The organism is Shewanella pneumatophori, assembly GCF_023283895.1.
Classification (GTDB): domain Bacteria; phylum Pseudomonadota; class Gammaproteobacteria; order Enterobacterales; family Shewanellaceae; genus Shewanella; species Shewanella pneumatophori.
The window spans coordinates 1-24,852 of sequence record NZ_JAKILB010000001.1; the positions used below are offsets into that span (position 1 = coordinate 1).

Below are 24,852 nucleotides of genomic sequence, written 5' to 3' on the forward strand. Positions count from 1 at the left end.
CCATAGAGTTGTGGCACCACCTGAATCCATTCCGAACTCAGAAGTGAAACGCAATATCGCCGATGGTAGTGTGGGGTCTCCCCATGTGAGAGTAGGTCATTTCCAGGCGCCTATTTAAGTAGAAAAGCCACCTGAATAAGGTGGCTTTTTTGCGTTTGGGCGACATAAAAGCAATTAAGATTACCTAAACAATGTCTCGTTATCGGTTTAGGTGACTTTTCTACTTAAGCACGTACGTGCAATACCTACTCCCGACGCCGCCCCGCCGCTGAGCGGGGTCTCCGGCTTCGAAGGCAAGCTTCTCCGCGTTCAAGCGAGTCTGAATACTACGTATTCAAAGCGCCTCACTTTCACCCCCATGTGTTCGCTGCGCGAACCGAGTAGGTCATTTCTAGGCGCCTATTTTACTGGTAAAGATTAGTGAAGAAGCAGCCGACTCTTATATTATAAAAGCAGGTGGTTTTTGTGTATAGGAAGTACTTATCCTCGAATTCCATGGATGGCATAGGAGAGGAGTTGCATTTGGGAGTTTGTAAAAATACAGAGCGTTAACTTATTTAGAATACAGCCACCCGTTAAGGTGACGGTTTCACTTAAGATTGATAAATGCCTACCTCCCACGTTGACCCGCCGCTGAGCGAGGCCTGAAACTGCATCCATGCGTTTCTGGCATTCGGCACATCCGTGTGCCTTGCCTCCAGCTTCGAAGGCAAGCTTCTCCGTGTTCACTCTTCACTTAAAGCAGAGGGGCTGAATACTGCGTATTCAAAGCGCCTCACTTTTACTCCATGTGTTCGCTGCGCGAACTACGAGAGTCGGGCGAATATCGCGCTAGCGATGTGTTTATGAGCGCGAAGCTTTAGCGTAGCTGGCAATTTCCAGGCGCCACTTTTATTTCACTTTTGTAAAAGTGAAGACAAAAAGGATTCTCGAAAGAGAAGTGAAAAGCCCGCTACTATGCAGCGGCTTTTTTGCATCTGTAATTTAGACAATTATGCATGCGAGATTTCTGGTTTATAACTAATACCAATCAGTATAAGAATTTTAGCGACTCGGACCGGTTTTTAGCAAACTAATTCAAGGCGAATAGCTGCAATTGTGGTGACTCGCTTATAAGTTATTCAACGCTGAGATTGGCTGTCAATAATGTTCAAAACTGGTGACTTTTAACGGTTATGATGCGGTGTTTATGAATGAAATAGAGAGATTAGGGTTCGCGTAACTAAGCCCTTTACTCGTTATTGGCTTATGAAGCGAAAAAATTTTGCAGCATGACTAAGTATTTATACTGATTAGTATTTTTATAATCTTAGCTAGCAGTAGCGTACTAATTTTCTAGTTGGTGTGACAGCAGCAATCTTGCTTGGGCTTAGTAATGTATCAGAGTGTTGATTAATGAATGCTTGTCCTGCTTTTTTCCCGAGTAGATAGTCGGTCTGTAGGGCTAATTTTTTACTGCCGATAAGTTTACTGTTTAGATTGTGCTCCGGGAAAATTTGGATAATTTCTAAATCCTTTGGTGGAGACTGGATAAACCTTAGAGAGTCGCGGTAGGCATATTCGTGATGCACAAAAAAATCGAGTGCTTTAGGGCATTGATTACCAGTACATACCCAGGATTTTAAACGGTTAACCCAAGGTGTATTGGCTGCATATTCCTTTGGCAGTGTGCGTAGCACAACTATTTTTCGCGCACCGCGTCTATAAGCCTCTTCAACAGGAAGAGGTGCAGACAAGCCACCATCAACTTGGAACTCATCATCTATTTTAACCCCTTCTTTATATAAAAGAGGTAAGGCGCTTGAAGCTTTGAGTAATGTTAACCAATTATCTCGGTTGGGCTCATAAAAGTTAGCTTGGTAGCTTGAGCTATTAGTGGTTGAGATCAGCAATTGCCGTTTACTAAGTTGCTCAACACCTTTATCAAGGTCAAGAATATGTGGTTGTTTTCCTTGAGTTGTATTGTTGTGGACCTGATCAAAATACCAATCTAAATCAACAGTGCTTTGACCTTTTAAAGGCCTACTCAAGCTAAAAAACTTTGGGTTTATAGATAACTCGGTGATGGAGCGGTGAGCAAAGCCTATTTGCTCGGTAATGTAGCTTGATAGGTTTTGTGCACCTGCGGATGTGCCTATTAAAAGCGAAAAAGGATTAAAGTTTTGCTCAAGCCATACATCTAATATTCCAGCGGTGAAAATCCCGCGTTGACCACCACCTTCAGCGACTAATGCTGTATGTGCAATAGCTGTCTTTGTCGAGCTGTTAATGCTGGTATTGGTATGTTGCTGTGTTGCTAATGACTTCATTGATAGCTGCTTTAGGATGTTTAAAGGGATCTAACTTATCGGTTAGGTTAATCCGTAATAAAGAACATACTAATCTATGCCGAAAATCAGCTTGAGGATAATTGAATTAACCAATTGGGATGATTGATTAATTCAATTGTATTTCGGGTATCTAATTACAGGGAAAAAGAAAGGAGCCATAGGCTCCTTTAAGTATTGTTATTCGAGATTATTTTCTGTCATCTAGGTTATGAGTTAAACCAGTGAGAAGAAGATACCTGCGATTGCAGCACTCATTAGGTTCGAGCAAGTCGCAGCAACAACTGTGCGTAAGCCGTACTTTGCAATAAAATCAGTTCTTGATGGACAAAGCGTACCAAGACCACCAATTAAAATACCCATAGACGCTAAGTTAGCAAAACCACATAGTGCAAAGCTGATAATCACCTTACTCTTTTCTTGCAGTACTTGTAGACCAGCAGCTGTAACCTCTGCATTGTCTTTTAGGTAAGGTGCTAAATCGCTATATGCAACAAACTCGTTAACGATAAGCTTTTTACCAATCATTGAGCCGGCAATTGCCATATCAGCAACAGGCACACCGAGTAGGAAGGCTAGAGGGGCAAAAATCCAACCTAAAATGCCTTCAAGAGATAGCTGCATACCCACTAGATCGCCTAAGCTACCCAGTAGATTGTTTGCCAGTGTCACTAAGCCGATCATGGCAATTAGCATTGCACCAATAGCTGCTGCTAGTTTAAGACCACTTGCTGCACCTTCACCTGCTGCTGCAAGTACGTTTACAGGTGGTTTTTCATCAAACTGGATTTTGCTATCCATGGTATATGCTGGCGTTGTTGTTTCCGGCAAGATCAATTTAGCAAACAAAACACCACCAGGAGCCGCCATAAATGACGCTGCTAGCAAGTATTCCATATCTACGCCCATCATAGCGTAGCCAGCGAGTACGGTGCCTGAAACTGACGCCATACCACCACACATAACTGCGAAGAATTCAGAGTCACTCATTTTTGCCATATATGGCTTAATGACCAATGGTGCTTCACTTTGACCAACAAAAATGTTTGATACAGCAGACATAGATTCTGGCTGTGAGGTGCCAAGTAATTTAGCCATACCGCCACCAATGATGCGGATGATAAATTGCATAATGCCGAGGTAGTATAAAACGGCAATTAAGGCAGAGAAAAACACCACGAGTGGTAGTACGTTAAGTGCGAAAACAAAGCCAATACCTTCAACAGAGAAGTTAACTAAGTTTCCGAATAGAAAACGAATACCGGCTTTACCGCTATCAAGTACAACGTGTACACCGTGTGACATTGACTCTAGCGCTTGGCGACCGACAGGTACATAAAGCACGAAAGCACCAATAAGAACCTGAAGCCCTAATGCTGCGCCTACTGTGCGCAATTTAATTGCACTACGATTTACTGAGCAAGCAAAACCAATGCCGAGAAGCACTAGCATACCTACGAATCCCATGAACATCATATTGATACTTCCTTACTTTTTCACACTGATAACGAAGGCGTTAATGAGCTTTAAGAAATCGCTTTCAGCTAGCTTGGCGCATTTTAGTGTTTGTTCATGTGATAGCTTCACATCACCTAGGCCTTCAGCCATATTGGTAATTGCACAGATTGCTAACACTGGTAACCCGCAGTGAGCTGCAGAGATAACTTCAGGAACAACAGACATACCTACTACATCGCCACCGATAATTTGCATCATGCGGATCTCGGCAGCGGTTTCGAAACATGGGCCTGGGTACGATACAAATACACCTTCATTGACTGCAATGTCTTCCGCTTTAGCAATAGCGAGTGCTTGCTCGCGTAGATCTTTATCGTATGCATTAGCAAGACTAAAAAAGCGTGGGCCATATTTATCGTCATTTGGGCCAGTCATTGGCGTGCTTGGCATAGTGTTGATGTGGTCAGAGAACACAACGAGTGAACCCACGTCAATGCGCTCTGGACGAAGTGAGCCTGCAGCATTAGTTACTAGCAACATTTCACAACCAAGTGTTTTGAAAGTACGAACTGGAGTCGTCATCACTTTCATTGACTCATGCTCATAGAAATGACCGCGGCCTTTCATACATGCTACTGGTACGCCGTTTAGGTAACCTAGAACAAGCTCACCACTGTGACCTTCAACAGTGCTTACAGGAAAACCGTCTAATTCTTGGTAACCAATGCTAACTTTATCTTCTAGTTTGTCGGCTAAAACGCCTAGACCAGAGCCTAAAATCATCGCAATTTGTGGTTTAAAACCTGGTTTGTATTTTTCTATGGTTGCAACAGCATTTGGGACAGGATCGTACAGAGACATTTTTATATTCCTAAGATGAACTTTGTTATTAGCCTCACGATATTCCTAAGCTAATTTGATTAAAATCGCTAAAAATGACGCTATTGTGCTGTTTTTCGGTACATTGCAACGACTTAAAGTTAGTAAGCAATAAACTGATAATTAAAACATCGACTAATGCAATTTTTGATTACTGCGCAACCAAAAGTGATTAACTGATTGAAAACAATGGAATGCTAAATTTGTGAACAAAGACCAAAACACAGGTGCGTTAGATCTCAAAAGCTTATTTTGGGCTGAACGGATTAGTATGAAAATGCTGCGCTACTTTTATGTGGCGAGTCATTGCCAGAGCTTTACTCAAGCAGCGGAGCAACTGCATATTTCTAAGTCTCCTTTAAGTGCGCAGATGCGCGAACTTGAATCGGTATTAGGGGTAAAATTATTCAACCGTGAACAAAGAAGTATTCAGCTTACCGCTGCTGGTTTTCTATTGCGGGAGCAATGCCAATCTATTTTTAACGTCATGGAAAGCTCAATTAACCAAGTGACTCAATATGCCCGCCAAAGCCAAGGTTTACTACGATTGGGGATTGTCAGTTCTGTTTTTTGGGCGGGATTTGGTTATGCCTGCCAACAGTTAAAGTTTGAGTTCCCTAAGATCCAGTTTGAATTTATCGAACAATCACCACAGCAACAAAAGGTGGCTTTGTTTAATAATGAAATTGATATCGGCTTCGTGCGTTATGCTGACACCCTAGACATTAGTCCTTTAGAGTCGTGTAATTTGTACTGTGAGCCAATGTGTGTCGCGCTATCAGACAAACATAGTTTGAGCAAACACAAGCAACTTTGCTTGACCGATTTAGCCAATGAAAAGTTTGTCATGATGAGCCAGAAAAATTCCGCTTCGGCGCAGCTTGTTGTGAACCATTGCATTAAAGCAGGGTTTATTCCGACTTTAGTGCAGGAAGTTGTCGAGCCTATGACGTTAATGAATGTGATTGAAAGTCGGGAAGGGATCTCTATTGTGCCACAAAGTTTTAGCCGTCAAAGTTGGCAGCATATTCGTTTTGTTGATCTTAAGCAGCAAATTAATGCTCATATTTGTGCGGTTTATAATCCACAAAAAATGACACCAGAAAAACAATCTTTAATTCAATCAATTCACCTATTTATGAATAGTGATGCATCAAAAGTAGCACTATCTTAAGTTACATAATCTGTATATTTAACATAGCTTTAAGTTGAAAGTATAAAGTGAGGCTAGGGCATTTTGAGTACCTGTATTAGGATAAAAAAAGCCTGCTAAATATGCAGGCTCGATATATCAATAAGTTAGCTTAATAAGGTTACTTATTTAATGCGCTCTTTAAATGCGTTACGGGTTTCTTCATCAGCTTGTTGATACCAAAAATCGAGCATTTGGCCGACATTGATTTGCTGCTTACTTGTGTCAGCTTGATTGACATCACCCGTTTGCACGCTCACAGCGGCTGAGCTTGCCGTTATAATAGCTGGCGTTGCTATCGCTGCAGCTTGTAGTTTTAAAGAAGCACTACTATTGGTTAGGTTATAGGCTGCAATTTCTTGTTCGTAATCGCGACCTAGCTGTAAGCCTTCTTTAATCAGTTTTCCCTGCTCGAAATGAATGCTTTGATCATTTGCATCCACTATGGTTAATTGCGGATTTTTATTAAATTCGTCTGCGGCACTATTGGAGCGAATTCGTGGCAAAGTTAATGCAAGCTTACTGTTTTCCTCGTCAAACTTAACAATGATGATATCTGACTTAAATTGCGTTTGGGTGCCGTGCTGTTGATAACGACCAATGTAACGAAACGCAATTTGGTTACTGCCATTGTTGAGTTTTAAAGAGTCGTTGCCGCTACTGTTGCTGCCATTTACTAGCACAAGCTCTAAATTTGAAGGTAAAGCTAAGCTAACATCAGCCTGGGCGTGGGCACTAAACAGCAAAACAGAACTACATAAGGCAATAATATAACGATTCATTAGGGATCCTAATCGGGAGTATTGACCTCTTTATAGCAGAATGAGGTCAAACTTGCATAGTGAGATGATTTTATTGCTAACTAGTATGCAAATGCTTGGAGATCCATAACAGTTTATCTAGCGTTTTGTCGGTATAATCGCAGTAAACGTCATAGAGGGAAAGCGAGTGCTAACTAAAATATTAATCACCTTATTGATCATCGTTGCTGCAATGCTTTATATACGTAAGCCAAGAGAGCAGGGTGTGCGCGCAAATACAAAAGAGTTAGCAAAAAACATTAAGCTGCGAATAGCTGGCTACATTTTAATTGGCTTGTCGCTAACAGCTACCGCTGCTTATTGGTATTGGGACTGGAATGATAGCCGTCAAGTTGTCAGTGTAACAATCGTGTCACCAGCAAGTGATGATTCGGTTGTTTATCAGGTAAGAAAGAAAGATATTACTAGCAATGAAATAACAACTATTGACGGTATTCGTATCCGATTGTCTAATCAAGAGCGAATTATCGTTGCAAACACAGTAAATGAATAATCTTTGTGCACTTTTTTCTTGTTCGCCCTTTGCAGCTTAGCTATATAGGGTAGAATAGCCCTCGTTTTTTTGTCTACAATTTTTGCATTGCGCGTTTACAGGAGGAGCTATGATTACAGCCTATGCCTATGAGAATCGTAAAACCACGATTTTTGAATTAAGCATCAAGGACACAATCCCTCCCGGCATTATTTGGCTTGATCTTTATAAGCCCGATGAGCAAGAACGTGAATGGTTAAGCCGTTTTTCTGTTGAAGATGTGCCAGATGAAGAAGATATCAATGAGATTGAAGCTTCTGCACGTTTTTATCAAAATAGCGACGGGTTACATATCAACTCTTTATTTCCTCAGCGTGCAGGCCAAGATGTCAAAGGCGTTAACGTTTCATTTAATTTACGGAAGAACTTCTTATTAACTATCCGTGATGAAGATGTGGGGCTTATTCGCTTATTACGCAACTATTTAAGATTAGGAAAGATTGAAGCGACCACGCCTGAATCTTTGCTATTAGAGCTGTTTAATCTAAAAGTTGAGTACTTATCCGATCTTATTGAAGACGTTTATACCGTGCTTGAAAATGTTAGCGAAGAGGTATTTAAAAACGAAGAGCTTGATAACGTATTTAAGCTTATTACACGTCAAGAAGACTCTAACGGTAAAATTCGACTGAGTTTGCTCGATACTCAGCGTTCATTGCGCTTTATGCAGCGATATTATCGTGCACAATTATCTGATGAAGAGCTTAAAGACCTGCGAGAAATGCTGTCAGATATTGAATCTTTGATGCCACATAGCCAGTTTATTTTCGACAAGTTAAACTTTTTGCTTGATGCTGCAATGGGCTTTAGTGGTTTGCAGCAAAACAAAATCATTAAGATCTTCTCAGTTGCAGCAGTGGTATTTTTACCACCGACAGTGATAGCAAGTGCTTATGGGATGAACTTTGTTAATATGCCTGAACTTGACTGGCGCTTTGGCTATCCTATGGCTATTGCTATGATGTTTGGTAGTGCCGCCGGAACCTATTTTTTCTTTAAGCGTAAAGGTTGGCTGTAACAGGAAACTTGTAACTGGCTGACTTATAAGCATTTAATTATAAGTATTTAATTATAAGCATTTAAGTATATAAGTTAGCTTTTAAGTGCCTGGTAATTAAACTCAAGCCGTAAAGATGGCATTAACACAATCAGGCTCTTAATTTATTAATCGCCTGAGTTTTTACGCAGTACTACCACATCGGCTTTGTTATTTAAAAAACTATTGGGCTGGCTATACACTTGGTTGAGTATGGCCAGTTTTTGAAACATCAGATTGCTGACTAGATGACAGCGTTGATAAGGGGTTTTACATAAAGCGAGTCGCTTCTCAAGATCATGAAGTAGACCATTTAGGTTTGCTTGGTTAGTTTGGCTTGATTCCGCTATCGCTTGTTGGCTTAACTGCTTTTGTAACGCATCGAGCTTCTCTGGCGCATTCTCCGCTAGCCATAACAGTCTGTCAAAACTTGGAAGTTCAGTCATAACCACTGCCTTTAACATTAATATCATATATTAACGTTAGTCAGAGGTATTGATTTCAGCAAGTAATGGCCATCTAAGCAGATAAAGCTTACTGGTGGCTATTTTTCATTTTCTCTAAGTTAATTTATCTTTCTGAGCCAAGGAAGTAGCTGACTTTCTCTCTAGGGTTCAAGTATTTGAGTACTTTCTCAGGCAGTGCCGCCACAGGTAAACACCGAACAATATTAAGATTTTCTGCTTCGAGATCAACAATAGGTGCTTGTTCCTTAGGTACCGTAGGGTCGTAAACGAGCACTCGCGGCAGCAATAATTGACTTAAATTAACCGACATCACCATAGCAAATTGGCCGGAATTAAGCTCTACAACGCTGCCCGGTGGATACACACCTAACATTTTGACTAAACGACTTATCACCGTCTGGTTCAGTTGGGTTTTATAGTTTTTATAGATAAATCCGAGTGCAGAATAGGGAGTGCGACCCTTTTTAGTGCGATCTGAATGACACAAATTGTCGTAAGTATTAATCACGCACACCAGTTGGCTTAACTTATCAATATCAGGTTCTGTTAGGCCTTTAGGGCTACCAGTACCATCTAAAAACTCGTGGTGATTTAAGATAATCGGCAAAGCTTCAGCTGGAAAATTATTAGCCCCAGTCAATAACTCTGCGCCCATTAAGGGGTGCTGGTTGACATAGTTTTGTTCTGCAGTGGTAAGAGGCGCTATCTTACGTAGTAGTTGAGTTGGTACGTTAAGCTTGCCGATATCATGAAAGAGTGCCCCCATGCCGATCCATTCAATTTCCTTGCGGCTCCAACCTAATTCTTTAGCGACTAGCATTGAAAGTACAGCAACGTTTAAAGAATGATAATAGATACTGTCATCGCTTTTCGCATCAGCCATAAGATGAAGCACTAGCTTATCATCGGTAAGCAACTGGTTACATACACCATGTACAAGTTCTTGTGCTTCACTGACTGCATCAAGGGGACGATTACGTAATTTATTCATCAGATTACGCATCATGGCGACATTACGTACAAAGTGCTTTTCGGTTTTTTGTAGGTGGCGTCTTAAGGCTTGTTGGGCTTCAATGCTTTTAGCTTTTTGCTGGCTTAGCTCATTTGAAAACTGTTCTAAATTGTTATCAATTATGGCTGCGGATTTTTCTGCTTCTAAAGATGTTAGTGGCGGCGCATCACTGCGGTCAGGCCTGACATAGACAAATTCAAGCCCAAGATTTTTGATTATCTCAATTTGTGCCTGTTGCTTGATTTTAAAGGTATTAAATATAAAGGGATGATCTTTCCAGGCAATAGGTAAACGCACAAAATTGCCAACTTGCAGCTGCGCCACGGCGACTTTACAACTATTTGTCATGAGTAATATTTGAAATCTTTCCTGATTTGCTATTTTAACCCAAGTTATATAATTTACAATTACTTAACTGCAAAATATATAACTAGCTTCAAGCTAAGAGCACTAAAAATGGATTTTATAGAAGTATACCCAAATGCACTTCCTGACAACTTTTGTGATGAATTAATACGTCAGTTTGATAACCATAATGGTGTTCAAGCTGGACGAACAGGTGGTGGAGTAGATGAAACTAAGAAAGTGAGTTTAGATCTCATGCTAGATGCGCACGAGAACCTAACATCGGTAAAAAACCGCTTACTAGGTTATACCTTGGCCAAAGCAACTGAGTATTTTGATAAATATTCATTAGCGTTAATGGGCGCCGTCGCGGTCAATGTCGCCGGAGAGCAAGGGGCGTCAGTCACTTTAACGCCTGATAATTACTCAAAGTTTGGTAAAGATAGAGCGGGTGCTTTAGTAAAGTATCTATATCGCAGTGGCACAATAAATATTCAAAAATATCCGCAAGGTTTAGGTGGTTATCCTCACTGGCACTCAGAGCAGTTTCCGCAAAATGGCCATAACGAAGCACTGCATCGAGTTGTTTTGTATATGTATTATTTAAACGATGTTGATGAGGGCGGTGAAACAGAGTTTTATTATCAAAACAAATGCATTAAACCTAAAAAGGGAACTATGGTTATTGCACCTGCGGGCTTTACGCATTCGCATCGTGGTAACATACCCAAGAGTCACGATAAGTACATCGCGACCTCTTGGATCATGTTCAATCGTGCGGAGCAACTGTATGGGCCAACTAAATAGGAATTGAGATCCTAAAACATGCACCTTCAAGTTCAGAAGTCTCAATACTTAAGCGGCCGCCATAACTAATGACGATTTCATTACACACAGCTAAGCCGATCCCTTGACCCGCTTTTTGGGTATCGGCGCGAACGCCTCGCTGAATGATATTCTGACGAATACTTTCCTCAACGCCTGGGCCATCATCTTCAACAAGCAGTTCAAACTCACCAGCGTCATTGTAATAAGACGAAACCCTTACAGTGGTAATACATAACTTAAATGCATTTTCCATCAAATTACCACAGAGCTCCATTAGATCGCCTTTATCGCCGGGGAATACATGTTCAGTTGCAATGACGGCTTCAAATTTAACTTGTTTGTCGCGATAGACTTTAAACAGCATTTGCGCCAACTGGTCGACTAACGGAGCTATTTGTGTCTGTTCTTGTTTTAAGCCTTTACGGCCAAGCATAGCTCGTTTTAATTGATATTTTACCAATTGATCCATTTGGCTAACTTGTTCCATGATCTTTTCACTGCAGGCTTCTTTATCTAATGAACGATCATCGGTTATCGCATGCACTGCGGCTAAACGAGTTTTCAAACTATGGGCAAGATCATTCATTGCGTTTTGATAACGCTGCTGTTGTGCGCTTGATTGTACTAGTAATTGGTTAAGGGCTTGAGTAACGCCTTCAAGCTCTACAGGATAGCCATCCGATAAAGATTTAGACTTACCGCTATTGACCGATTGCAGCTCATTACGTAATCGCACCAATGGCCGCATTCCCCAATAAGCTGCACTAATTAATAAAACCAGTGCAAGGGCCAAGACAAAGGCTAAGCGGATATAGGTTAAACGGCTGAATTTGCTGTATTCTTCCTCAAGCTTTTCGGCATCTTTTAAAACCAGTAAGTTGTATTTACTGTTAGCGATTTCAAGAGAGAGTAAATAGACAAAGTAGCCTTTAGAATCGGCAAGTGATAGATAGTAGGGCGGCGAGCTATTTCTAATTTCGTTAAAACGCTCACAGGTATCAAATAGACCTCGGTCTACAGCTAACGACGAAGTCCAAACTTGATTAAAGGTGCTGTCACAACTGGCTATTATGTAACGTTGCTTAGCACTATTATCTTCAAGCCACTCATCACTATTATCTGGAATTAAGTCATGTTCTCTTAATTCCGCTGCAACTTTAGGAATTTCAGCAATAAGCTGCGCCGTTTCTTCGTTATAGCTATTTTGCGCATGCAGAATATTGACCATCCAAGCCAGACCAAAACCCACCAAAGCGATAATGGATAATGAAGTGAGAAACATCCGCGTAAGCAGACGTTTCTTGGGTTTAAACTTTAGCTGCATGGTAAGTTGAATTTATATCCTTGGCCGCGGATAGTTGCGATAGGGTTTTCAAGCCCGTCTTTAGTGAGCTTTTTACGTAAGCGACTAACCATCACTTCAATGGTATTTGGATCACCTTCTTTATCGCCGTAGATCACATCAAGCAAACGTTGTTTAGCGACAACTTCGTGACAGTGACGCATTAAATATTCAAGAATTAGATATTCAAATGCAGTGACTTCCATTGGCTCGTTATTAAGGGTCACTTGTTTAGCGGCAAGGTCAATTTCTAACGGGCCACTGGTGATCTGTGGTTTTACAAATCCAGCGCTGCGACGCACTAAGGCATCAAGGCGAGCAACCAATTCTTCTTTTTGAAATGGTTTAACTAAATAGTCGTCGGCGCCGGCATTCAGACCTTCGACTTTATCTTGCCAGTTAACCCTTGCTGTTAAGATAAGTACCGGCGCTTTCAGGCCACTGTCACGCAGGCTTTGGATCAGGCTTATGCCGTCTTGGTCGGGCAGACCTAAATCAACAATGGCCACGTCAATAGGATAATTAGTGGCCTGATAAAATCCTTCTTTAGCTGTTAATGCTACTTGAACTTGATTCCCTAACTCACTTAATTGCACTTTTAAATGGTGAGATAAAATCGGATCATCTTCAACAACCAGTATTCGCATAATCAAAATATCCTTGAATTCAATACAGTTCAGTTTACGCAGAATTACGGCGACTGCAACTATGTATGTGATGAATCAAGAGTTTACGCCTTATAAACTTAACCACTGCTGAACTTGTGCTAGACGCATTTTTTTATGCGGAATTTTTCAGCGAAAATGAGAGTTTTGTCTATAAAAAGAGATTGATAATAAATCTAACGTTATTTTATGTGGTTAATACTGGGTTTGTTGCTGCTTTTTCGTTAAGGTAGCGTAAAATTTTATCATTTAAGGACGACGATATGTCGCTTACCAAGCGATTAGCCCTGTTACTGGCACTTGTGTGCACTCCTGCAGCGATGGCACAGACGTTTACATTTACAGCCATTCCTGATGAAGACGAGAGTCAACTGAGAACCCGTTTTGAAAAGGTTGCAGAGTACCTCGAGCAAGAGCTCGGGGTTAAAGTTAAGTATGTTCCGGTAAAGTCTTATTCCGCAGCAGTAACGGCTTTTCGTAACAACCAAGTACAACTTGCATGGTTTGGTGGCTTGTCGGGAGTGCAAGCAAGGCGTTTGGTTCCGGGATCGGAAGCGATAGCGCAAGGCTATGAAGATCAGTTTTTTAAGAGCTACTTTATCGCTCACGCTTCAACTGAAATTGTTCCTGGTGAAAGTTTCCCCAATATCAATGGCTATACCTTTACATTTGGTGCTAAAAACTCAACTTCCGGTAGATTGATGCCGCAATTCTTTATTGAGCGTAATTTAGGTAAAAATACTAAAGATGTGTTTAAACGGATCGGTTACTCAGGCGATCACAGTCGCACGATAGCTCAGGTGCAAGCTGGAGTTTACCAAGTCGGTGCTGTTAACTATAAAGTCTGGGAAACCGCTGTTGCTAATGGCAAAGTGGACTTAGATAAAGTCGCTGTTATTTGGCAAAGCCCTGCATACCCTGATTACCAGTGGACGATTAGAGGTGATGTAAATAGTGCTTTTGGCGCTGAATTTGCTGCCAAAGTGGAGTCTGCACTCATAGGTATGACTGATAAGGATTTGCTTAACAGCTTTCCTCGCGAATCTTTTGTCCCTGCAGACAACCGTGATTACGAGCCTATTGAAGATGTGGCCAAAGCAATAGGCTTGATTGATTAAGCAATGCTTGCAATTGAAAATGTGATCGTTGAATTTGATGGTAAAACCGCGTTGGACCTTGATCGTTTAACGATTAAAGAAGGCGAAAAGGTCGCTGTGCTAGGGCGCTCTGGTAGTGGTAAATCAACGCTCATTCATTACATATATGAGTTAATGCGTCCTCATGCGGCGCTTTGTTCCCAAAGGCAGGGCTTAGTTGAAAATCTAAGTGTGTTTCATAATATCTTTATGGGCGGGCTTCAACGCCACTATTGGCTTTATAATTTAGTGAACTTGGCTTACCCGCTACAAAAAAATCGCCATACAATTACTCAGATTGCCAGAGAATTAGAACTTGATTGTGCAATTAATCAAGCTGTTACTCACTTGTCCGGTGGCCAACGTCAACGGGTAGCATTGGCTCGTTCTCTCTATCAATATCGGGATGTGTTTATTGGTGATGAACCTTTTTCAGCACTGGACCCTTCGATGGGAAGGCGTTTATTAGCCCATGTTTTGAAACAACACAAAACGGTTATTATGGTATTGCATGACAGCAATATGGCGTTGGAATATTTTGATCGAGTAATAGGTTTACATGAGGGGAATAAAGTGTTTGACGCTTATTGTAAAGATATTGATAGCGACATTTTTCAAGATCTCTACCGGCAAGTCTCGCCAGGTAAAATTGATATCACCCCAGCACCCTTTACAAATGCAGTGACTCGCTGATTTGGCTGTGAGTAAATTATCTGCTGCAAATCCATTAGCATTTTTTGGATATTGGCAAAGGATGACATTTGGGTTACTACTGATTGCGATAATATGCAGTTACTTCGCCGATACAGAAATTATTAGTTTAGATCCTTGGCATGAGTTATTACTGATCGCGAAAGGCTTTGCTTTACCTGATTTTTTTGCCACTGAATATTTGCTGAACGCACTATGGCAAACCGTTAGTTTTGCGCTGCTTGGAGTCAGTCTCGCCCTCTGTATTGGGGCGCCATTATCACTGATTTATCATAAGCCGCTTATCGCCGCACTATGTGCATTCACTCGCGCTATTCACGAGATCTTTTGGGCTTTACTGTTTTTACAAATTTTTGGCTTGTCGCCGTTAACCGGGATCCTTGCAATTGCTTTGCCTTATGGGGCGACTTTTGCCCGAGTGTTTAGTGATATTTTGCAGCAGGCGCCGGCTACAACATCGCAGACCTTTGCCTTTAATACCGACCGCATCAGCCGTTATCTCTATGGCCGCGTAGCGCATGTATTGCTGCCTATTATGGCTTATATTCGTTATCGATTTGAATGTGGGCTTAAAAGCAGTGCTGTTCTTGGATTTGTCGGTATGCCGACTTTAGGCTTTTATCTTGAAACTGCGTTTAGGCAAGGGCATTACCATCAAGGCGGCGCGCTGCTAATTCTGTTTATTGCGCTGATAGGAACTATTCCATATTGGTGTCGACTTAAGTTGTTACCGTTCTATTTTGTTATCGCTATCTGGGCTTTGCCAACATTCCCCTCAGTTGATAGCGGGTTGATTTGGCGTTTTATAAGCCAAGATATATTACCGCCGATGTTCCAATCAGCATTAAATCAGGGGGAGCTTGTAAACGCTTCAACTGTTAATTTATTGCATGAGTTTGCAAACTGGCTTAAAGAGCTTCTTAGTGAACAAGCATTGCCTGGAACTATTGCTACTTTGTTACTGGCTGTTGCGGCTCTTGGGCTCAGCCATATTACTGCGCTGGTGGGCAGTACTATGTGTAACCGTACATTTGCAGGCGTCATTTTTGGCAATGGTAGCCGCTTTATGATGTTAGTGCTGCGCTCAGTACCTGAGTATATTTTTGCCTTTATATTTATGTTGTTGCTTGGACCCTCTATGCTTCCTGCTATGTTAGCTCTTGGGCTTCACAATGGAGCATTGATTGCTTATTTAACAACACGTCAGGCCGATAATTTGCCACTATCAGGGCACTTTAATGGGCGATTAGATAGTTATGCTTATGAAGTGCTTCCTGCTATCTATCCCAATATTATGGCACTACTATTTTATCGATTTGAAGTGATCTTAAGAGAAACCGCTATTTTGGGCATGTTAGGTATTGCAACACTTGGTTTCTATATTGATAGTAACTTTGCAGAGATCCGCTATAACGGCGCAATAATACTTATGTTAGTCACTGCCATTGTGAATGTTGCAGTGGACTTTACGAGTCGAAAACTACTTTACGGCAAAAAACAAAAGCAACTGCTGTGTAGTTGACAATATCTAACTGTGAAGAACAAACGCTGCTTGCATAACAAGAAGGTAAGGCATAGTAGTATTCGCTCAGCGTTACAGCTTATGCTGAGCGAAATATGATGAGGGGGTTAGCTGAATATTTTACGTTTACTGCGTTTTTCAATAATGCCATTTCCGCACCAAGCAGCGAGTAATGTAAAGGCGGTAACTGTCGCCATAATTGCACTGAGGCGATACCAAGAGGCATCGGCCGCGATTCGCATTTGAATATACTCAAAACTACTTAGCCCCCAAACGAGTACCGCTGACACAATAAGCCCTAATTGTAAAAGTCGGGTAGCCCAGGCGGCTCTAACAAAAAGCAGTAATGGGCTTAGTGCAAACGCAATACAAGCTTCAGTTTGACCAAAACGTAAAAAGTGTGCGCCAATAAGAACATAGGCTAAAAAAATAATAACAACTCGCCACCACATTAGCTTTACCTCAAAACCCAACAATCATGTTTAAATGCAGACTAAAGCTTACTGTAAGCATAAGGGGTATTCTATAGGCGGCTTCACAGAACTGATATTTGTTGCTGTGTTCTGTTCATTGAATTGTGGCAGCTGGAGAGTAAAGAATAGCTTTTAAAATTCGCAACTAATAGGGCGCATTTTGCTGATTTTAAGTTTATATCGTTATGGTGAAATGAGGCCATAGAGAGTGATATAAGCCTTTGTTCTTGGCTCGCTGTATCTAATCAATCATCATCGATTATCATGGCTTCTTTTATCTCATCGCTGCTAAATCCTTTGCGGCTTAAATAAGCATAGGCTTTGGATTTTTCTTTATAGTCAGATAAGTCGTAACGTTTCTTAGCTAATTCAGCCTTGCAGCTGGCGTAGAAGTCAACTTGATCTGAAAGACTTAATTGATAAATCACATTTTCAAAATCAGTTACGTCAATAAGGCGCTGTTTGAGCTCTTGTATGATAAGCGTCTCGCCTTTGCCTTTTTTAAATAACTTAATAATCTCTGTGGCGAGATCTGCTTTTTCTGCCTTAACTGCCAATTTGCTGCGTAAAGTGTCTTTTGCAGGGTGTTGAGCAATCGCGTGGTTGATCTCAGCGCGGCTGAAGCCTTTATTGGTCATTTGGCTGTAGACTTTGTCTGTATTGGTATTGGTAAAATCATCGTACTTGCTAAGTAATCTAGCGCTTGCCATTTGATAACTATCAATATTTTGCTCCTCGATGACTTTCTCAAGAGCATTTTCAATGTCTGTGCCTGCGAGCCCACGTTGTTGGAGTTTGCGTTTTATTGCTCCTGCTCCGAGTTCATGACTAAAGCTTAGCTCGCAAAAACGCACTGCAAATTCATAATCACTTTTTAAATAACCACCTTCAATGAGCCTTGCAAGCACTGTTTCAATCCATTGTTGATTGGTCGTTTTACGTTGCAGTTTGCTGCGGATTTCATCAATAGTGAAGTCTTGCTGACTCAGGTGCCAAAAGGCACTATTAAATACATTGTCGAGAGATTTAGCTTGCCGAAGAGGTGGCTGTTGCATAATAGGTTACTTAACTCAGTTATGATCTCGTTAAAGTGTACCATGGCCGCGACCTGATACGCTGGTTTTGAGCTGAAGCTATAGGCTTGTCAGTAAACCATTAATAATCATCAAGGCGACGAAGATAAAAACAAGTCCAGTCACTAGGTTTATTAGTGGGCTAGCTTGTTTCATTTTTAGTTGAATATTGGGCTTAGAAAGTACAATTGCAATAAAGCTAAACCAGATAAAGGATAAGCCAAAGAGTAATGCCGCTGCAGCGCTTTTAGTTGCTAAGCTGATCTGTGGCGTGATTAACGTTGAAAAAAGGGTAATGAAAAACACTAAGGCTTTTGGGTTTAAAATGTTGGTATAGAGGCCCTGCATAAAGCCTTGATACACAGTTAAGCCTTTGCCTTTGGTGCACTGCTCTAGAGTGAATTTATCTCGCCAGTGCAACCAAGCTGCTTTTACTGCGCCGAGACCCATCCAAGCCAGATAACTCGCGCCAGTTAATTGTACTAGGGTAAATAACACCTCTGAGCTTTTAATAAGTAAGCTAACCCCGGTTAAACTCAATAATGTATGCCCTAAAATTGCCACAGCGATCCCCATTGCGGAGGCCACTGCCGCTGCACGCGACTCTTGTGTGGCTAAACGTACGACTAACGCAAAATCTGGGCCTGGGCTTGCTAGTGCAATTAAATGAACGATAGCGAGTGATATAAGTAATTGAAAATCCATTGAGACCTTGTTTTGATTTGCTAACGATATAGCAATTGCGGATTAATGCCGCTTTTTATGCATAAATCGTAAATTAACATGAATAGCATTAATCAGCTCGTGAATATTGGTAAGATTTGACCCATAATAGAGTCCGATTTATGTCTATAGCCACCGGAGAGCAAATCGTGAAAGGACAGATCTTAAGAGAAATGAAAGTGCTTAAGGCAATTGACCCAGCCTTTGAAATTCAAAGACGAGTCGCGTTTATCAAGTCTAAGCTTAAGCAATCAAATACTCGTTCTTTAGTTTTGGGGATCAGCGGTGGAGTTGACTCGTCGTTAGCGGGGCGTTTATGTCAATTAGCAGTCGATGAGCTTAATGCCAGCCTAGAGGTTGATTCAATTCATTATCAGTTTATTGCTGTACGTTTACCTTATGATGTGCAAAAGGATGAAGATGAAGCGCAGATGGCGTGTCAATTCATTCAACCATCAAAACAAATCACTGTAAATGTGAAGCAGGGTGTTGATGGGGTGCATAGTGAAACACTAAGTGCAATTGAAGCTGCTGGCATTGAATTACCTGACCTTGATAAAGTTGATTTCGTAAAAGGTAATGTCAAAGCAAGAATGCGTATGGTAGCTCAATATGAGATAGCTGGCTTAGTTGCAGGTTTAGTTGTTGGAACTGACCATAGCGCAGAAAATATCACCGGTTTTTATACTAAATGGGGAGATGGTGCATGTGATTTAGCGCCATTATTTGGTTTGAATAAGCGCCAAGTACGTCAGTTAGCGGCATATTTAGGCGCACCAGAGCGTTTAGTGGTTAAAGCGCCAACAGCCGATTTAGAAGAGGGAAAACCTCAACTAGAAGACGAAGTAGCCTTAGGCTTAACTTACGATCAAATCGATGACTTCCTTGAAGGTAAAGAGGTGAGTGACTTTGTTAATGATAGGCTAACGAGTATTTACCGAGCAACTCAACATAAGCGTGAAGCTATACCGACTATTTATGATTGATAGTCGTATTTGAATGACTGGGTATTAAACAAAAGGCGCTAAGGCGCCTTTTTTGATTTTATACTAATTACACATAAACAGTTTAGCTCAACCTATTGGTAATAATCCCATTTTAAGGCGCAGGTTATCAATATGCTTATTTGGAAATTGGCGATAATCTAAATAGGGGCACAGATAGATGCTGAGCTCATTATTAACGCTTATATAATCTTCTGAACCACAAAGGCTTGTGAAGCCGCTTGTGTCAAAGCTCAAGCTTTGAGCACTTTGTTGGCCACAAATAAAGTGTTGTTGAGCCTTTGGCATTAATTTACTTGCTTGGATAACAATACACTCGTCTTGCTTGAGTAACTGGGTGTCACGATAGTGTTTCCAGTTGTTATCCTTGACAGATAGCTTTGCCATTATGGTGAATATTTTTCGCCAGTGGTTACCATTTTCCGCGATTAGGGTTGGGATGGCATCTACATTATCCGATAGCCAATGTTGCGCTAGCTTTGGCGCTGTGGGTAAATAAAAACAACGAGTTGCATTTTGATTACCGATAATGACTTGAGTCTCGCTCATGATATCTATCCGTGATTAAGTGAAAGAATTAAAACCTGGTTTTACATTAATAGTTGCCAATAACTTAGCCAAAGATCTGATTTATTTTTGTGTGAATTTACACCATCTAGGTTAGTCTATAGCTCTGTGCTTATTTAGGATGAATAGCAACCCCAATGAAAGCTATTATTATCGGTTCGACAAAACACCTTGCCTTCGCGCTATTTTATTCACTTATTGGCACCAGTATTGCCCTGCTCGCTATGGCTGTATGGTTCTTAAATGCCCGCCCAGATCTATCGATTTGGCACACCAGTGATTTAACTGGTGAGTACCAAGCAACCTCTGATCTTAACAGCTTTGATGAATACCTTAAGCTTGAAGATAAATTATTTGCGGAACTAGATAATAAAGTTTACCAAAAGCTACTTGAACCCGAGTCATTCGATATTCTCAACCGTTATGTGAAAGGCAGTTATTCAGATCCCGCACATTGGCAACAAGACTGGAATCGCAGCTTTGAATGGCCTAAAGCTGATGCCGATTTTGGGGTGCTACTATTGCATGGAATGTCAGACTCTCCTTATGCAATGTCACATTTCGCCCAACATTTTCAGGGGCAAGCTCATGTTTTAGGTTTACGGCTACCGGGACATGGCACCATACCGTCGGCATTAACAAGTGTGCATTGGCAAGATATGGCTGCAGCGGTGTCATTAGCAACAAAGGATTTACAACAAAAATTGGGCGATAAGCCGCTTTATGTTGTTGGTTATTCAACCGGAGCCGCACTTGCGCTAAATCACGAGCTTGAGCGTCTTGCTGATAATAAAAAAGCCGATTATTCGGCTATGGTCTTGCTATCGCCTGCGATCGGTTTAACTCCTGTTGCAGCAGGTGCTAAGTGGCAAGCCATGCTTGGTCACGCATTAGGACTAGATAAATTGAGCTGGAACAGTATTCAGTCTGAATACGATCCTTTTAAATATGGCTCTTTTGCGGTCAATGCGGGTGATGTTGTTTATCAATTATCTCTACATAACTTGGGCTTAATTAAGGGTTTAGGTAAGCAGAAATTGGCAGGTTTAGCACCTATTTTAACTTTTCAATCTTTAACTGACGATACTGTCGATACCGCTGCTGTGATTAAAGAGTTATATCTTAAGCTGCCTGCTGCAAGCCATGAGCTTGTTTTGTTTGATATCAATCGTACTAAGGTGAATATGAGTTTAATGCTGAATGACCCGTTAGCACCTTACTTGGGACTTATGGATCAAGGAGAATTTGATTTTACCTTTACACTTGTTGAGAACATAGCAGATGATCGTCGCGAAGTGCAGGCGAGAACATTAAATAATAACCAGCAACAGCCACTTAATTTACATTGGCCTAAGCAAGTTTATTCACTTTCTCATGTTGCATTGCCTTTTCCTAAATCCGATCCACTCTATGGCCCAATTGGTGATAAGACTAAGCCACATATTCAAATTGGTATTGGTGCTTCTAAAGGTGAGCGTGGGGTGATAACTGTACCGGCAAGCGAAATGATGCGCCAAAAATGGAATCCATTTTACCCTTATATGCTGAATAAAATGGACGCCATTGTTACGTCTCAACTGTAATTTGTTTACTCTGACAGCGTGGTGAACACTAACTTGTTACGCCCAGAGTGTTTAGCTTGATATAAATTGATGTCGGCTTGTTTGACCCAATCTTCTAGTGACGTGCTGTAAGTGCCATTACCTAAAACGGCACCTATGCTGGTGGTCACATTAAATTGATGATTATCTTCTTTATTTTCAATAACTATTTTCGCCAATCTCTGCCTAAAGTTATCAAGGTGCTCTTCTATTTTAAGCGCATTACATAGTGGCATAATCAGCAAAAATTCTTCACCGCCATATCGCACTACGATATCTGAATTGCGTTTAAAGTCATAAAGTAACTGTTCGGCCACTGCTTTTAAGGTGAGATCACCACTGTGGTGACCATAAGTGTCATTGATAAACTTAAACTTATCGAGATCTAGCAATGCAATAGCAATGACTTCGTCGCTGCGTTGGCAAAGTTCTTGTACTTCCGCAAACTTGTTTTCGGCATAACGACGGTTGTATAACCCTGTTAATGAGTCTTTTTCTGCAAGAGCTTTAAGTTGGCTATTTGCATGCTCGAGTTCAACTGTTCGCATGGCAACTTTCTCTTCAAGCTCCAGTTGGTAACCTATAAGCTGGCTTTTACTTTGCTGCAAGCGCTGGAATAGTGAGAAAATTTCCTTTGGTGATTCATTATCAACCGCATAATCAATATCAGTTTTGTTAGATTGTGTACTGAATTTGTTTGCAATGTTCTCAAGTGGCAAAGTGAGCCGAGAACTAACCACACGGGATAAATATATCGCAATAACTAACGATAAAATTAAAATCGCAAACGTGGCTAAATACATGTTTTCGACAAGCTTTGCTAACGGCCTAAATGGATTAAGAATGAATAGCTTCCAGCCATTCGTTAATGTCACGCTAGCATAGACATATTCAGGTGCCATTTCGTTATTTTGGCTAATATTTATCATTGGATAAGGACTAATATACTTATCACTGGGGCGAGAATAGTTAAACTCTGATAATGTCGCGAGTCCTAAGCTTTCAGAGGCATAAATTATTCGCATATTTTCATCAATCAGCAACATAGTTTGATGCTCATTATGCTTATCTATTTCATCAATCAGCTTAAATTGGTTTAAGTCTAACGAGCCTTCAACAATCCCAATGGGTTCATGGACGTTGCTGGGGTGATAGAGTGGGGCACTAATTGCAACGATAGGATCGTTACCAAAACCTTTACCGACAAAGAGTGGCGAGGTAAAGGTGCGCTGATTGATAAATGCCTCTATAAAATAATCACGTTCAGCAATATTCAACGGCGTATGAGTACTGTGTTGCCTTAATAGTGACGCCGGGCTAGCCCCAATGATATTTGCTTGCTCGTCTGCCAGTAGCATGGTGATAAAGCCTGGATAGTTGGCATGTAACTGCGACAGTAAGATCTGTTCTTCGTTAGCGCCATGGTCATTTAAACTTAACCACTGAGCGGCGTTGGTAATAGCTTGACTATGGACGTCAAGATAGGATTGCGTTGAAGCTGCTAGATTATCTGCAGAATTTTTTATGTTGCTATAAAGCAAGCTTTGGTGACGTTCAATAAATTGGTTATTAAACATTAGCGCAGCAATAAGCAAAGTTACTGTAATAATTAACGAAAAAGTATAAGTAAGTTGAGCATTAAAAGTGCGCCGCTGTATGTCTTTGATTTTATCCTTAAAGTGCCAAAAAGATGGTGTGAGTATAATGAGCAATGAACCAATGCTGGTGTATACCAAACCATTGATCCCTTGTTTTAGACTGATAAAGGCCACGTGTCCGTTGGGAAGCTCAGTAAACTGAGATAGATATAAATAAAACAGTGGCATGCCAAGTATTAGCCAAAAACCAAAATTGGCATATAGCGCATAAATATCGCGCCTTCTCGCTAGCCCAAGAAAAATAGCTTCTATTCCGAATAAGAAATAAACATGTAAACTATCCCAAGCAATCATCAGTCCACTCAGTGCAATCATTGCTGTGTAGAGTGCATACCAAGGGCCAAGTAAGATAGCGGAAATAACGTAAGCGACGTTACCAAGGATCAATTGAACATTGGCAAAGAGGTGGATGGGGTAAAGGTTTACCGTAAACCCTATTAATCCCAAAATAGTGGCAAATAAGAGCTTATGTTTATCGATTCTATTCAAGAGTATCGCCTATGTTAACCAGCTAAGAAGTAAAAGATTACAGCCAAACTGTCAGTTACAATTTATTAACTTTAACAGTCGATGGCAACTGTTAACGGGGTAAAAGTGGCTATTTGTATAAAAATTAGCTGATTTATATTTGTTGATTTCATAATGGTAAAATTGTCTTCAGCTTTTAGATATTTTCAAAAATAAAATTGTAAATTTAGTATATGTCAGACCTTGCTCACAACCTTGCAAAGTCATCGTTGTGTCATTCAGCATTTATTCAACTAGGGTTTTAAATTTAAGTTTCAATTAAGGTTGATTCATATCATGGTAGGCATGGGCTACAGAAACATTAAGTGATTAATTTTTCAGACAGCTTTAACAAAAAAAGCCTTAATTGCTTATGTTAAAAACAAGCATTAAGAGCGATAACTCCGTTATTAAGGAATGCATATGAAATATCTAACTTTGGTTGCAGCACTTGCGTTTTCAGCATCTGCGATGGCAGTAAACTGTACTGATTGTCATGAGACAATTAACGTAGAAGAACATACTGAAATGGAAGCAACCATTGCAACTTGTAATGATTGTCACGACATGGGTAGTGCTCATGAACTAGATAAAGAAGTTCACACTCCAGATCTAACAATCAAAGAATGTGCTGATTGCCACGAGTAATACCGTTGTAATTAAAGAAAGCACTGCCTTGGCAGTGCTTTTTTGTTTGTTGCAAATGAGTTTTAACTAATTTATGCCGAACTGAAGTTAACAAAAAAGTCAGCGATAAGCTGACTTTTTTATTTGAATTTGGTCGGGATAACAGGATTTGAACCTGTGATCTCTTGTCCCCCAGACAAGCGCCTTACCGGGCTAGGCCATATCCCGAGATCTCTACAGAACAAGTTATAAAATAAGGGGAAATTCTGAAGAGCCAGCACTTTATCAAGTCGTTATTGATAGCGCAAGCCCTTACTGGAACCCAAAGATTTAACTGGCTAGTTTA

Annotated in this window: 23 protein-coding genes, 1 tRNA gene and 1 rRNA gene; 11 read left to right on the forward strand and 14 right to left on the reverse strand. The window is 40.8% G+C overall.

The annotated features are described in order from the left end of the window. Window positions 1-108: ribosomal RNA gene (gene rrf / locus L2740_RS00005) — 5S ribosomal RNA — on the forward strand; the annotation flags it as partial. Between the two features lie 1,205 nt (window positions 109-1,313). On the opposite strand, the gene L2740_RS00010 is transcribed toward rrf, so the two are convergent. The 3 genes from L2740_RS00010 to xapA all read right to left on the reverse strand — a co-directional run bounded on the left by L2740_RS00010 (window position 1,314) and on the right by xapA (window position 4,646). Next, window positions 1,314-2,309 (reverse strand): patatin-like phospholipase family protein, encoded by a 996-nt coding sequence (locus L2740_RS00010; protein ID WP_248947915.1) that lies wholly within the window; start codon window positions 2,307-2,309, stop codon window positions 1,314-1,316. 234 nt (window positions 2,310-2,543) lie between these two features. Beyond that, entirely contained in the window at window positions 2,544-3,803 is a 1,260-nt protein-coding gene (locus L2740_RS00015; protein ID WP_248472701.1) for a NupC/NupG family nucleoside CNT transporter, read from the reverse strand. Between the two features lie 12 nt (window positions 3,804-3,815). Further along, the gene (gene xapA, locus L2740_RS00020; protein WP_248947916.1) at window positions 3,816-4,646 is read right to left on the reverse strand and encodes a xanthosine phosphorylase; all 831 of its coding nucleotides are present in this window, start codon (window positions 4,644-4,646) and stop codon (window positions 3,816-3,818) included. A gap of 223 nt (window positions 4,647-4,869) precedes the next feature. Between xapA and L2740_RS00025 the strand changes: the two genes are divergently transcribed. Next, window positions 4,870-5,838 carry a LysR family transcriptional regulator gene (locus tag L2740_RS00025; RefSeq protein WP_248947917.1) on the forward strand — a complete coding sequence of 323 codons (969 nt, stop codon included), beginning with the start codon at window positions 4,870-4,872 and terminating at the stop codon, window positions 5,836-5,838. A gap of 143 nt (window positions 5,839-5,981) precedes the next feature. Here the strand turns inward: L2740_RS00025 and L2740_RS00030 are convergent, their stop codons facing one another. Beyond that, window positions 5,982-6,638 (reverse strand): YccT family protein, encoded by a 657-nt coding sequence (locus tag L2740_RS00030; RefSeq protein WP_248947918.1) that lies wholly within the window; start codon window positions 6,636-6,638, stop codon window positions 5,982-5,984. A 166-nt stretch (window positions 6,639-6,804) separates the two neighbouring features. Here L2740_RS00030 and L2740_RS00035 point away from each other — a divergent pair, with 166 nt between their 5' ends. Next, window positions 6,805-7,170 carry a hypothetical protein gene (locus tag L2740_RS00035; RefSeq protein WP_248947919.1) on the forward strand — a complete coding sequence of 122 codons (366 nt, stop codon included), beginning with the start codon at window positions 6,805-6,807 and terminating at the stop codon, window positions 7,168-7,170. A 109-nt stretch (window positions 7,171-7,279) separates the two neighbouring features. Further along, on the forward strand, window positions 7,280-8,227 hold the full coding sequence (corA, locus tag L2740_RS00040) for a magnesium/cobalt transporter CorA (RefSeq protein ID WP_248472693.1): 948 nt from the start codon (window positions 7,280-7,282) through the stop codon (window positions 8,225-8,227). 146 nt (window positions 8,228-8,373) lie between these two features. On the opposite strand, the gene L2740_RS00045 is transcribed toward corA, so the two are convergent. Both L2740_RS00045 and L2740_RS00050 read right to left on the reverse strand, forming a co-directional pair. Beyond that, window positions 8,374-8,691, reverse strand: a complete 318-nt coding sequence (locus tag L2740_RS00045) for a DUF3135 domain-containing protein (RefSeq protein ID WP_248947920.1) — start codon at window positions 8,689-8,691, stop codon at window positions 8,374-8,376. Between the two features lie 124 nt (window positions 8,692-8,815). Then, window positions 8,816-10,072 (reverse strand): HD-GYP domain-containing protein, encoded by a 1,257-nt coding sequence (locus L2740_RS00050; RefSeq protein WP_248947921.1) that lies wholly within the window; start codon window positions 10,070-10,072, stop codon window positions 8,816-8,818. A gap of 108 nt (window positions 10,073-10,180) precedes the next feature. On the opposite strand from L2740_RS00050, the gene L2740_RS00055 reads away from it, so the two are divergent. Continuing rightward, complete coding sequence (locus L2740_RS00055) at window positions 10,181-10,876, forward strand: 2OG-Fe(II) oxygenase (protein ID WP_248947922.1); 696 nt, start codon at window positions 10,181-10,183, stop codon at window positions 10,874-10,876. Here the strand turns inward: L2740_RS00055 and L2740_RS00060 are convergent. Both L2740_RS00060 and L2740_RS00065 read right to left on the reverse strand, forming a co-directional pair. Continuing rightward, window positions 10,869-12,221, reverse strand: a complete 1,353-nt coding sequence (locus L2740_RS00060; RefSeq protein ID WP_248947923.1) for an ATP-binding protein — start codon at window positions 12,219-12,221, stop codon at window positions 10,869-10,871. The genes L2740_RS00055 and L2740_RS00060 overlap by 8 nt on opposite strands. Beyond that, complete coding sequence (locus L2740_RS00065; protein WP_248472684.1) at window positions 12,212-12,886, reverse strand: response regulator; 675 nt, start codon at window positions 12,884-12,886, stop codon at window positions 12,212-12,214. The genes L2740_RS00060 and L2740_RS00065 overlap by 10 nt, the downstream gene beginning before the upstream one ends. Before the next feature lie 281 nt (window positions 12,887-13,167). Between L2740_RS00065 and L2740_RS00070 the strand changes: the two genes are divergently transcribed. The 3 genes from L2740_RS00070 (at window position 13,168) to L2740_RS00080 (ending at window position 16,273) form a co-directional block, all read left to right on the forward strand. After that, window positions 13,168-14,022, forward strand: a complete 855-nt coding sequence (locus L2740_RS00070; RefSeq protein ID WP_248947924.1) for a putative selenate ABC transporter substrate-binding protein — start codon at window positions 13,168-13,170, stop codon at window positions 14,020-14,022. Window positions 14,023-14,025: 3 nt separating this feature from the next. Further along, complete coding sequence (locus L2740_RS00075; protein ID WP_248947925.1) at window positions 14,026-14,733, forward strand: ATP-binding cassette domain-containing protein; 708 nt, start codon at window positions 14,026-14,028, stop codon at window positions 14,731-14,733. Window positions 14,734-14,794: 61 nt separating this feature from the next. After that, window positions 14,795-16,273, forward strand: a complete 1,479-nt coding sequence (locus tag L2740_RS00080; RefSeq protein WP_248947926.1) for a PhnE/PtxC family ABC transporter permease — start codon at window positions 14,795-14,797, stop codon at window positions 16,271-16,273. A gap of 107 nt (window positions 16,274-16,380) precedes the next feature. Here the strand turns inward: L2740_RS00080 and L2740_RS00085 are convergent, their stop codons facing one another. The 3 genes from L2740_RS00085 to L2740_RS00095 form a co-directional block, all read right to left on the reverse strand. Beyond that, a complete protein-coding gene (locus L2740_RS00085) occupies window positions 16,381-16,725 on the reverse strand; it encodes a hypothetical protein (RefSeq protein ID WP_248947927.1) in 345 nt (114 codons plus the stop codon). A gap of 266 nt (window positions 16,726-16,991) precedes the next feature. Continuing rightward, entirely contained in the window at window positions 16,992-17,801 is an 810-nt protein-coding gene (locus tag L2740_RS00090; RefSeq protein WP_248947928.1) for a RecX family transcriptional regulator, read from the reverse strand. A gap of 78 nt (window positions 17,802-17,879) precedes the next feature. Then, window positions 17,880-18,524 carry a LysE family translocator gene (locus L2740_RS00095; RefSeq protein WP_248947929.1) on the reverse strand — a complete coding sequence of 215 codons (645 nt, stop codon included), beginning with the start codon at window positions 18,522-18,524 and terminating at the stop codon, window positions 17,880-17,882. Between the two features lie 167 nt (window positions 18,525-18,691). Here L2740_RS00095 and nadE point away from each other — a divergent pair, with 167 nt between their 5' ends. After that, window positions 18,692-19,528, forward strand: coding sequence for an ammonia-dependent NAD(+) synthetase (nadE, locus tag L2740_RS00100; protein ID WP_248948570.1), 837 nt, complete (start codon window positions 18,692-18,694; stop codon window positions 19,526-19,528). Between the two features lie 87 nt (window positions 19,529-19,615). On the opposite strand, the gene L2740_RS00105 is transcribed toward nadE, so the two are convergent. Next, the gene (locus L2740_RS00105) at window positions 19,616-20,095 is read right to left on the reverse strand and encodes a DUF6942 family protein (RefSeq protein WP_248947930.1); all 480 of its coding nucleotides are present in this window, start codon (window positions 20,093-20,095) and stop codon (window positions 19,616-19,618) included. A 155-nt stretch (window positions 20,096-20,250) separates the two neighbouring features. On the opposite strand from L2740_RS00105, the gene L2740_RS00110 reads away from it, so the two are divergent. Continuing rightward, complete coding sequence (locus L2740_RS00110) at window positions 20,251-21,696, forward strand: alpha/beta hydrolase (protein WP_248947931.1); 1,446 nt, start codon at window positions 20,251-20,253, stop codon at window positions 21,694-21,696. A gap of 5 nt (window positions 21,697-21,701) precedes the next feature. Here the strand turns inward: L2740_RS00110 and L2740_RS00115 are convergent, their stop codons facing one another. Continuing rightward, the gene (locus L2740_RS00115) at window positions 21,702-23,861 is read right to left on the reverse strand and encodes a sensor domain-containing diguanylate cyclase (protein ID WP_248947932.1); all 2,160 of its coding nucleotides are present in this window, start codon (window positions 23,859-23,861) and stop codon (window positions 21,702-21,704) included. 441 nt (window positions 23,862-24,302) lie between these two features. Here L2740_RS00115 and L2740_RS00120 point away from each other — a divergent pair, with 441 nt between their 5' ends. Further along, on the forward strand, window positions 24,303-24,527 hold the full coding sequence (locus L2740_RS00120; protein WP_248472666.1) for a cytochrome c3 family protein: 225 nt from the start codon (window positions 24,303-24,305) through the stop codon (window positions 24,525-24,527). Window positions 24,528-24,657: 130 nt separating this feature from the next. On the opposite strand, the gene L2740_RS00125 is transcribed toward L2740_RS00120, so the two are convergent. After that, a tRNA-Pro gene (locus L2740_RS00125) sits at window positions 24,658-24,734 on the reverse strand. Window positions 24,735-24,852 lie beyond the last annotated feature (118 nt).

What these genes read in the sequence shown, in the direction of transcription:
- L2740_RS00010 (WP_248947915.1), bottom strand. Translation starts at nt 2,309, where the DNA reads ATGAAGTCATTAGCAACACAGCAACATACCAATACCAGCATTAACAGC.
- L2740_RS00015 (WP_248472701.1), bottom strand. Translation starts at nt 3,803, where the DNA reads ATGATGTTCATGGGATTCGTAGGTATGCTAGTGCTTCTCGGCATTGGT.
- xapA (WP_248947916.1), bottom strand. Translation starts at nt 4,646, where the DNA reads ATGTCTCTGTACGATCCTGTCCCAAATGCTGTTGCAACCATAGAAAAA.
- L2740_RS00030 (WP_248947918.1), bottom strand. Translation starts at nt 6,638, where the DNA reads ATGAATCGTTATATTATTGCCTTATGTAGTTCTGTTTTGCTGTTTAGT.
- corA (WP_248472693.1), top strand. Translation starts at nt 7,280, where the DNA reads ATGATTACAGCCTATGCCTATGAGAATCGTAAAACCACGATTTTTGAA.
- L2740_RS00045 (WP_248947920.1), bottom strand. Translation starts at nt 8,691, where the DNA reads ATGACTGAACTTCCAAGTTTTGACAGACTGTTATGGCTAGCGGAGAAT.
- L2740_RS00050 (WP_248947921.1), bottom strand. Translation starts at nt 10,072, where the DNA reads ATGACAAATAGTTGTAAAGTCGCCGTGGCGCAGCTGCAAGTTGGCAAT.
- L2740_RS00055 (WP_248947922.1), top strand. Translation starts at nt 10,181, where the DNA reads ATGGATTTTATAGAAGTATACCCAAATGCACTTCCTGACAACTTTTGT.
- L2740_RS00060 (WP_248947923.1), bottom strand. Translation starts at nt 12,221, where the DNA reads ATGCAGCTAAAGTTTAAACCCAAGAAACGTCTGCTTACGCGGATGTTT.
- L2740_RS00065 (WP_248472684.1), bottom strand. Translation starts at nt 12,886, where the DNA reads ATGCGAATACTGGTTGTTGAAGATGATCCGATTTTATCTCACCATTTA.
- L2740_RS00070 (WP_248947924.1), top strand. Translation starts at nt 13,168, where the DNA reads ATGTCGCTTACCAAGCGATTAGCCCTGTTACTGGCACTTGTGTGCACT.
- L2740_RS00075 (WP_248947925.1), top strand. Translation starts at nt 14,026, where the DNA reads ATGCTTGCAATTGAAAATGTGATCGTTGAATTTGATGGTAAAACCGCG.
- L2740_RS00080 (WP_248947926.1), top strand. Translation starts at nt 14,795, where the DNA reads ATGACATTTGGGTTACTACTGATTGCGATAATATGCAGTTACTTCGCC.
- L2740_RS00085 (WP_248947927.1), bottom strand. Translation starts at nt 16,725, where the DNA reads ATGTGGTGGCGAGTTGTTATTATTTTTTTAGCCTATGTTCTTATTGGC.
- L2740_RS00090 (WP_248947928.1), bottom strand. Translation starts at nt 17,801, where the DNA reads ATGCAACAGCCACCTCTTCGGCAAGCTAAATCTCTCGACAATGTATTT.
- L2740_RS00095 (WP_248947929.1), bottom strand. Translation starts at nt 18,524, where the DNA reads ATGGATTTTCAATTACTTATATCACTCGCTATCGTTCATTTAATTGCA.
- L2740_RS00105 (WP_248947930.1), bottom strand. Translation starts at nt 20,095, where the DNA reads ATGAGCGAGACTCAAGTCATTATCGGTAATCAAAATGCAACTCGTTGT.
- L2740_RS00110 (WP_248947931.1), top strand. Translation starts at nt 20,251, where the DNA reads ATGAAAGCTATTATTATCGGTTCGACAAAACACCTTGCCTTCGCGCTA.
- L2740_RS00120 (WP_248472666.1), top strand. Translation starts at nt 24,303, where the DNA reads ATGAAATATCTAACTTTGGTTGCAGCACTTGCGTTTTCAGCATCTGCG.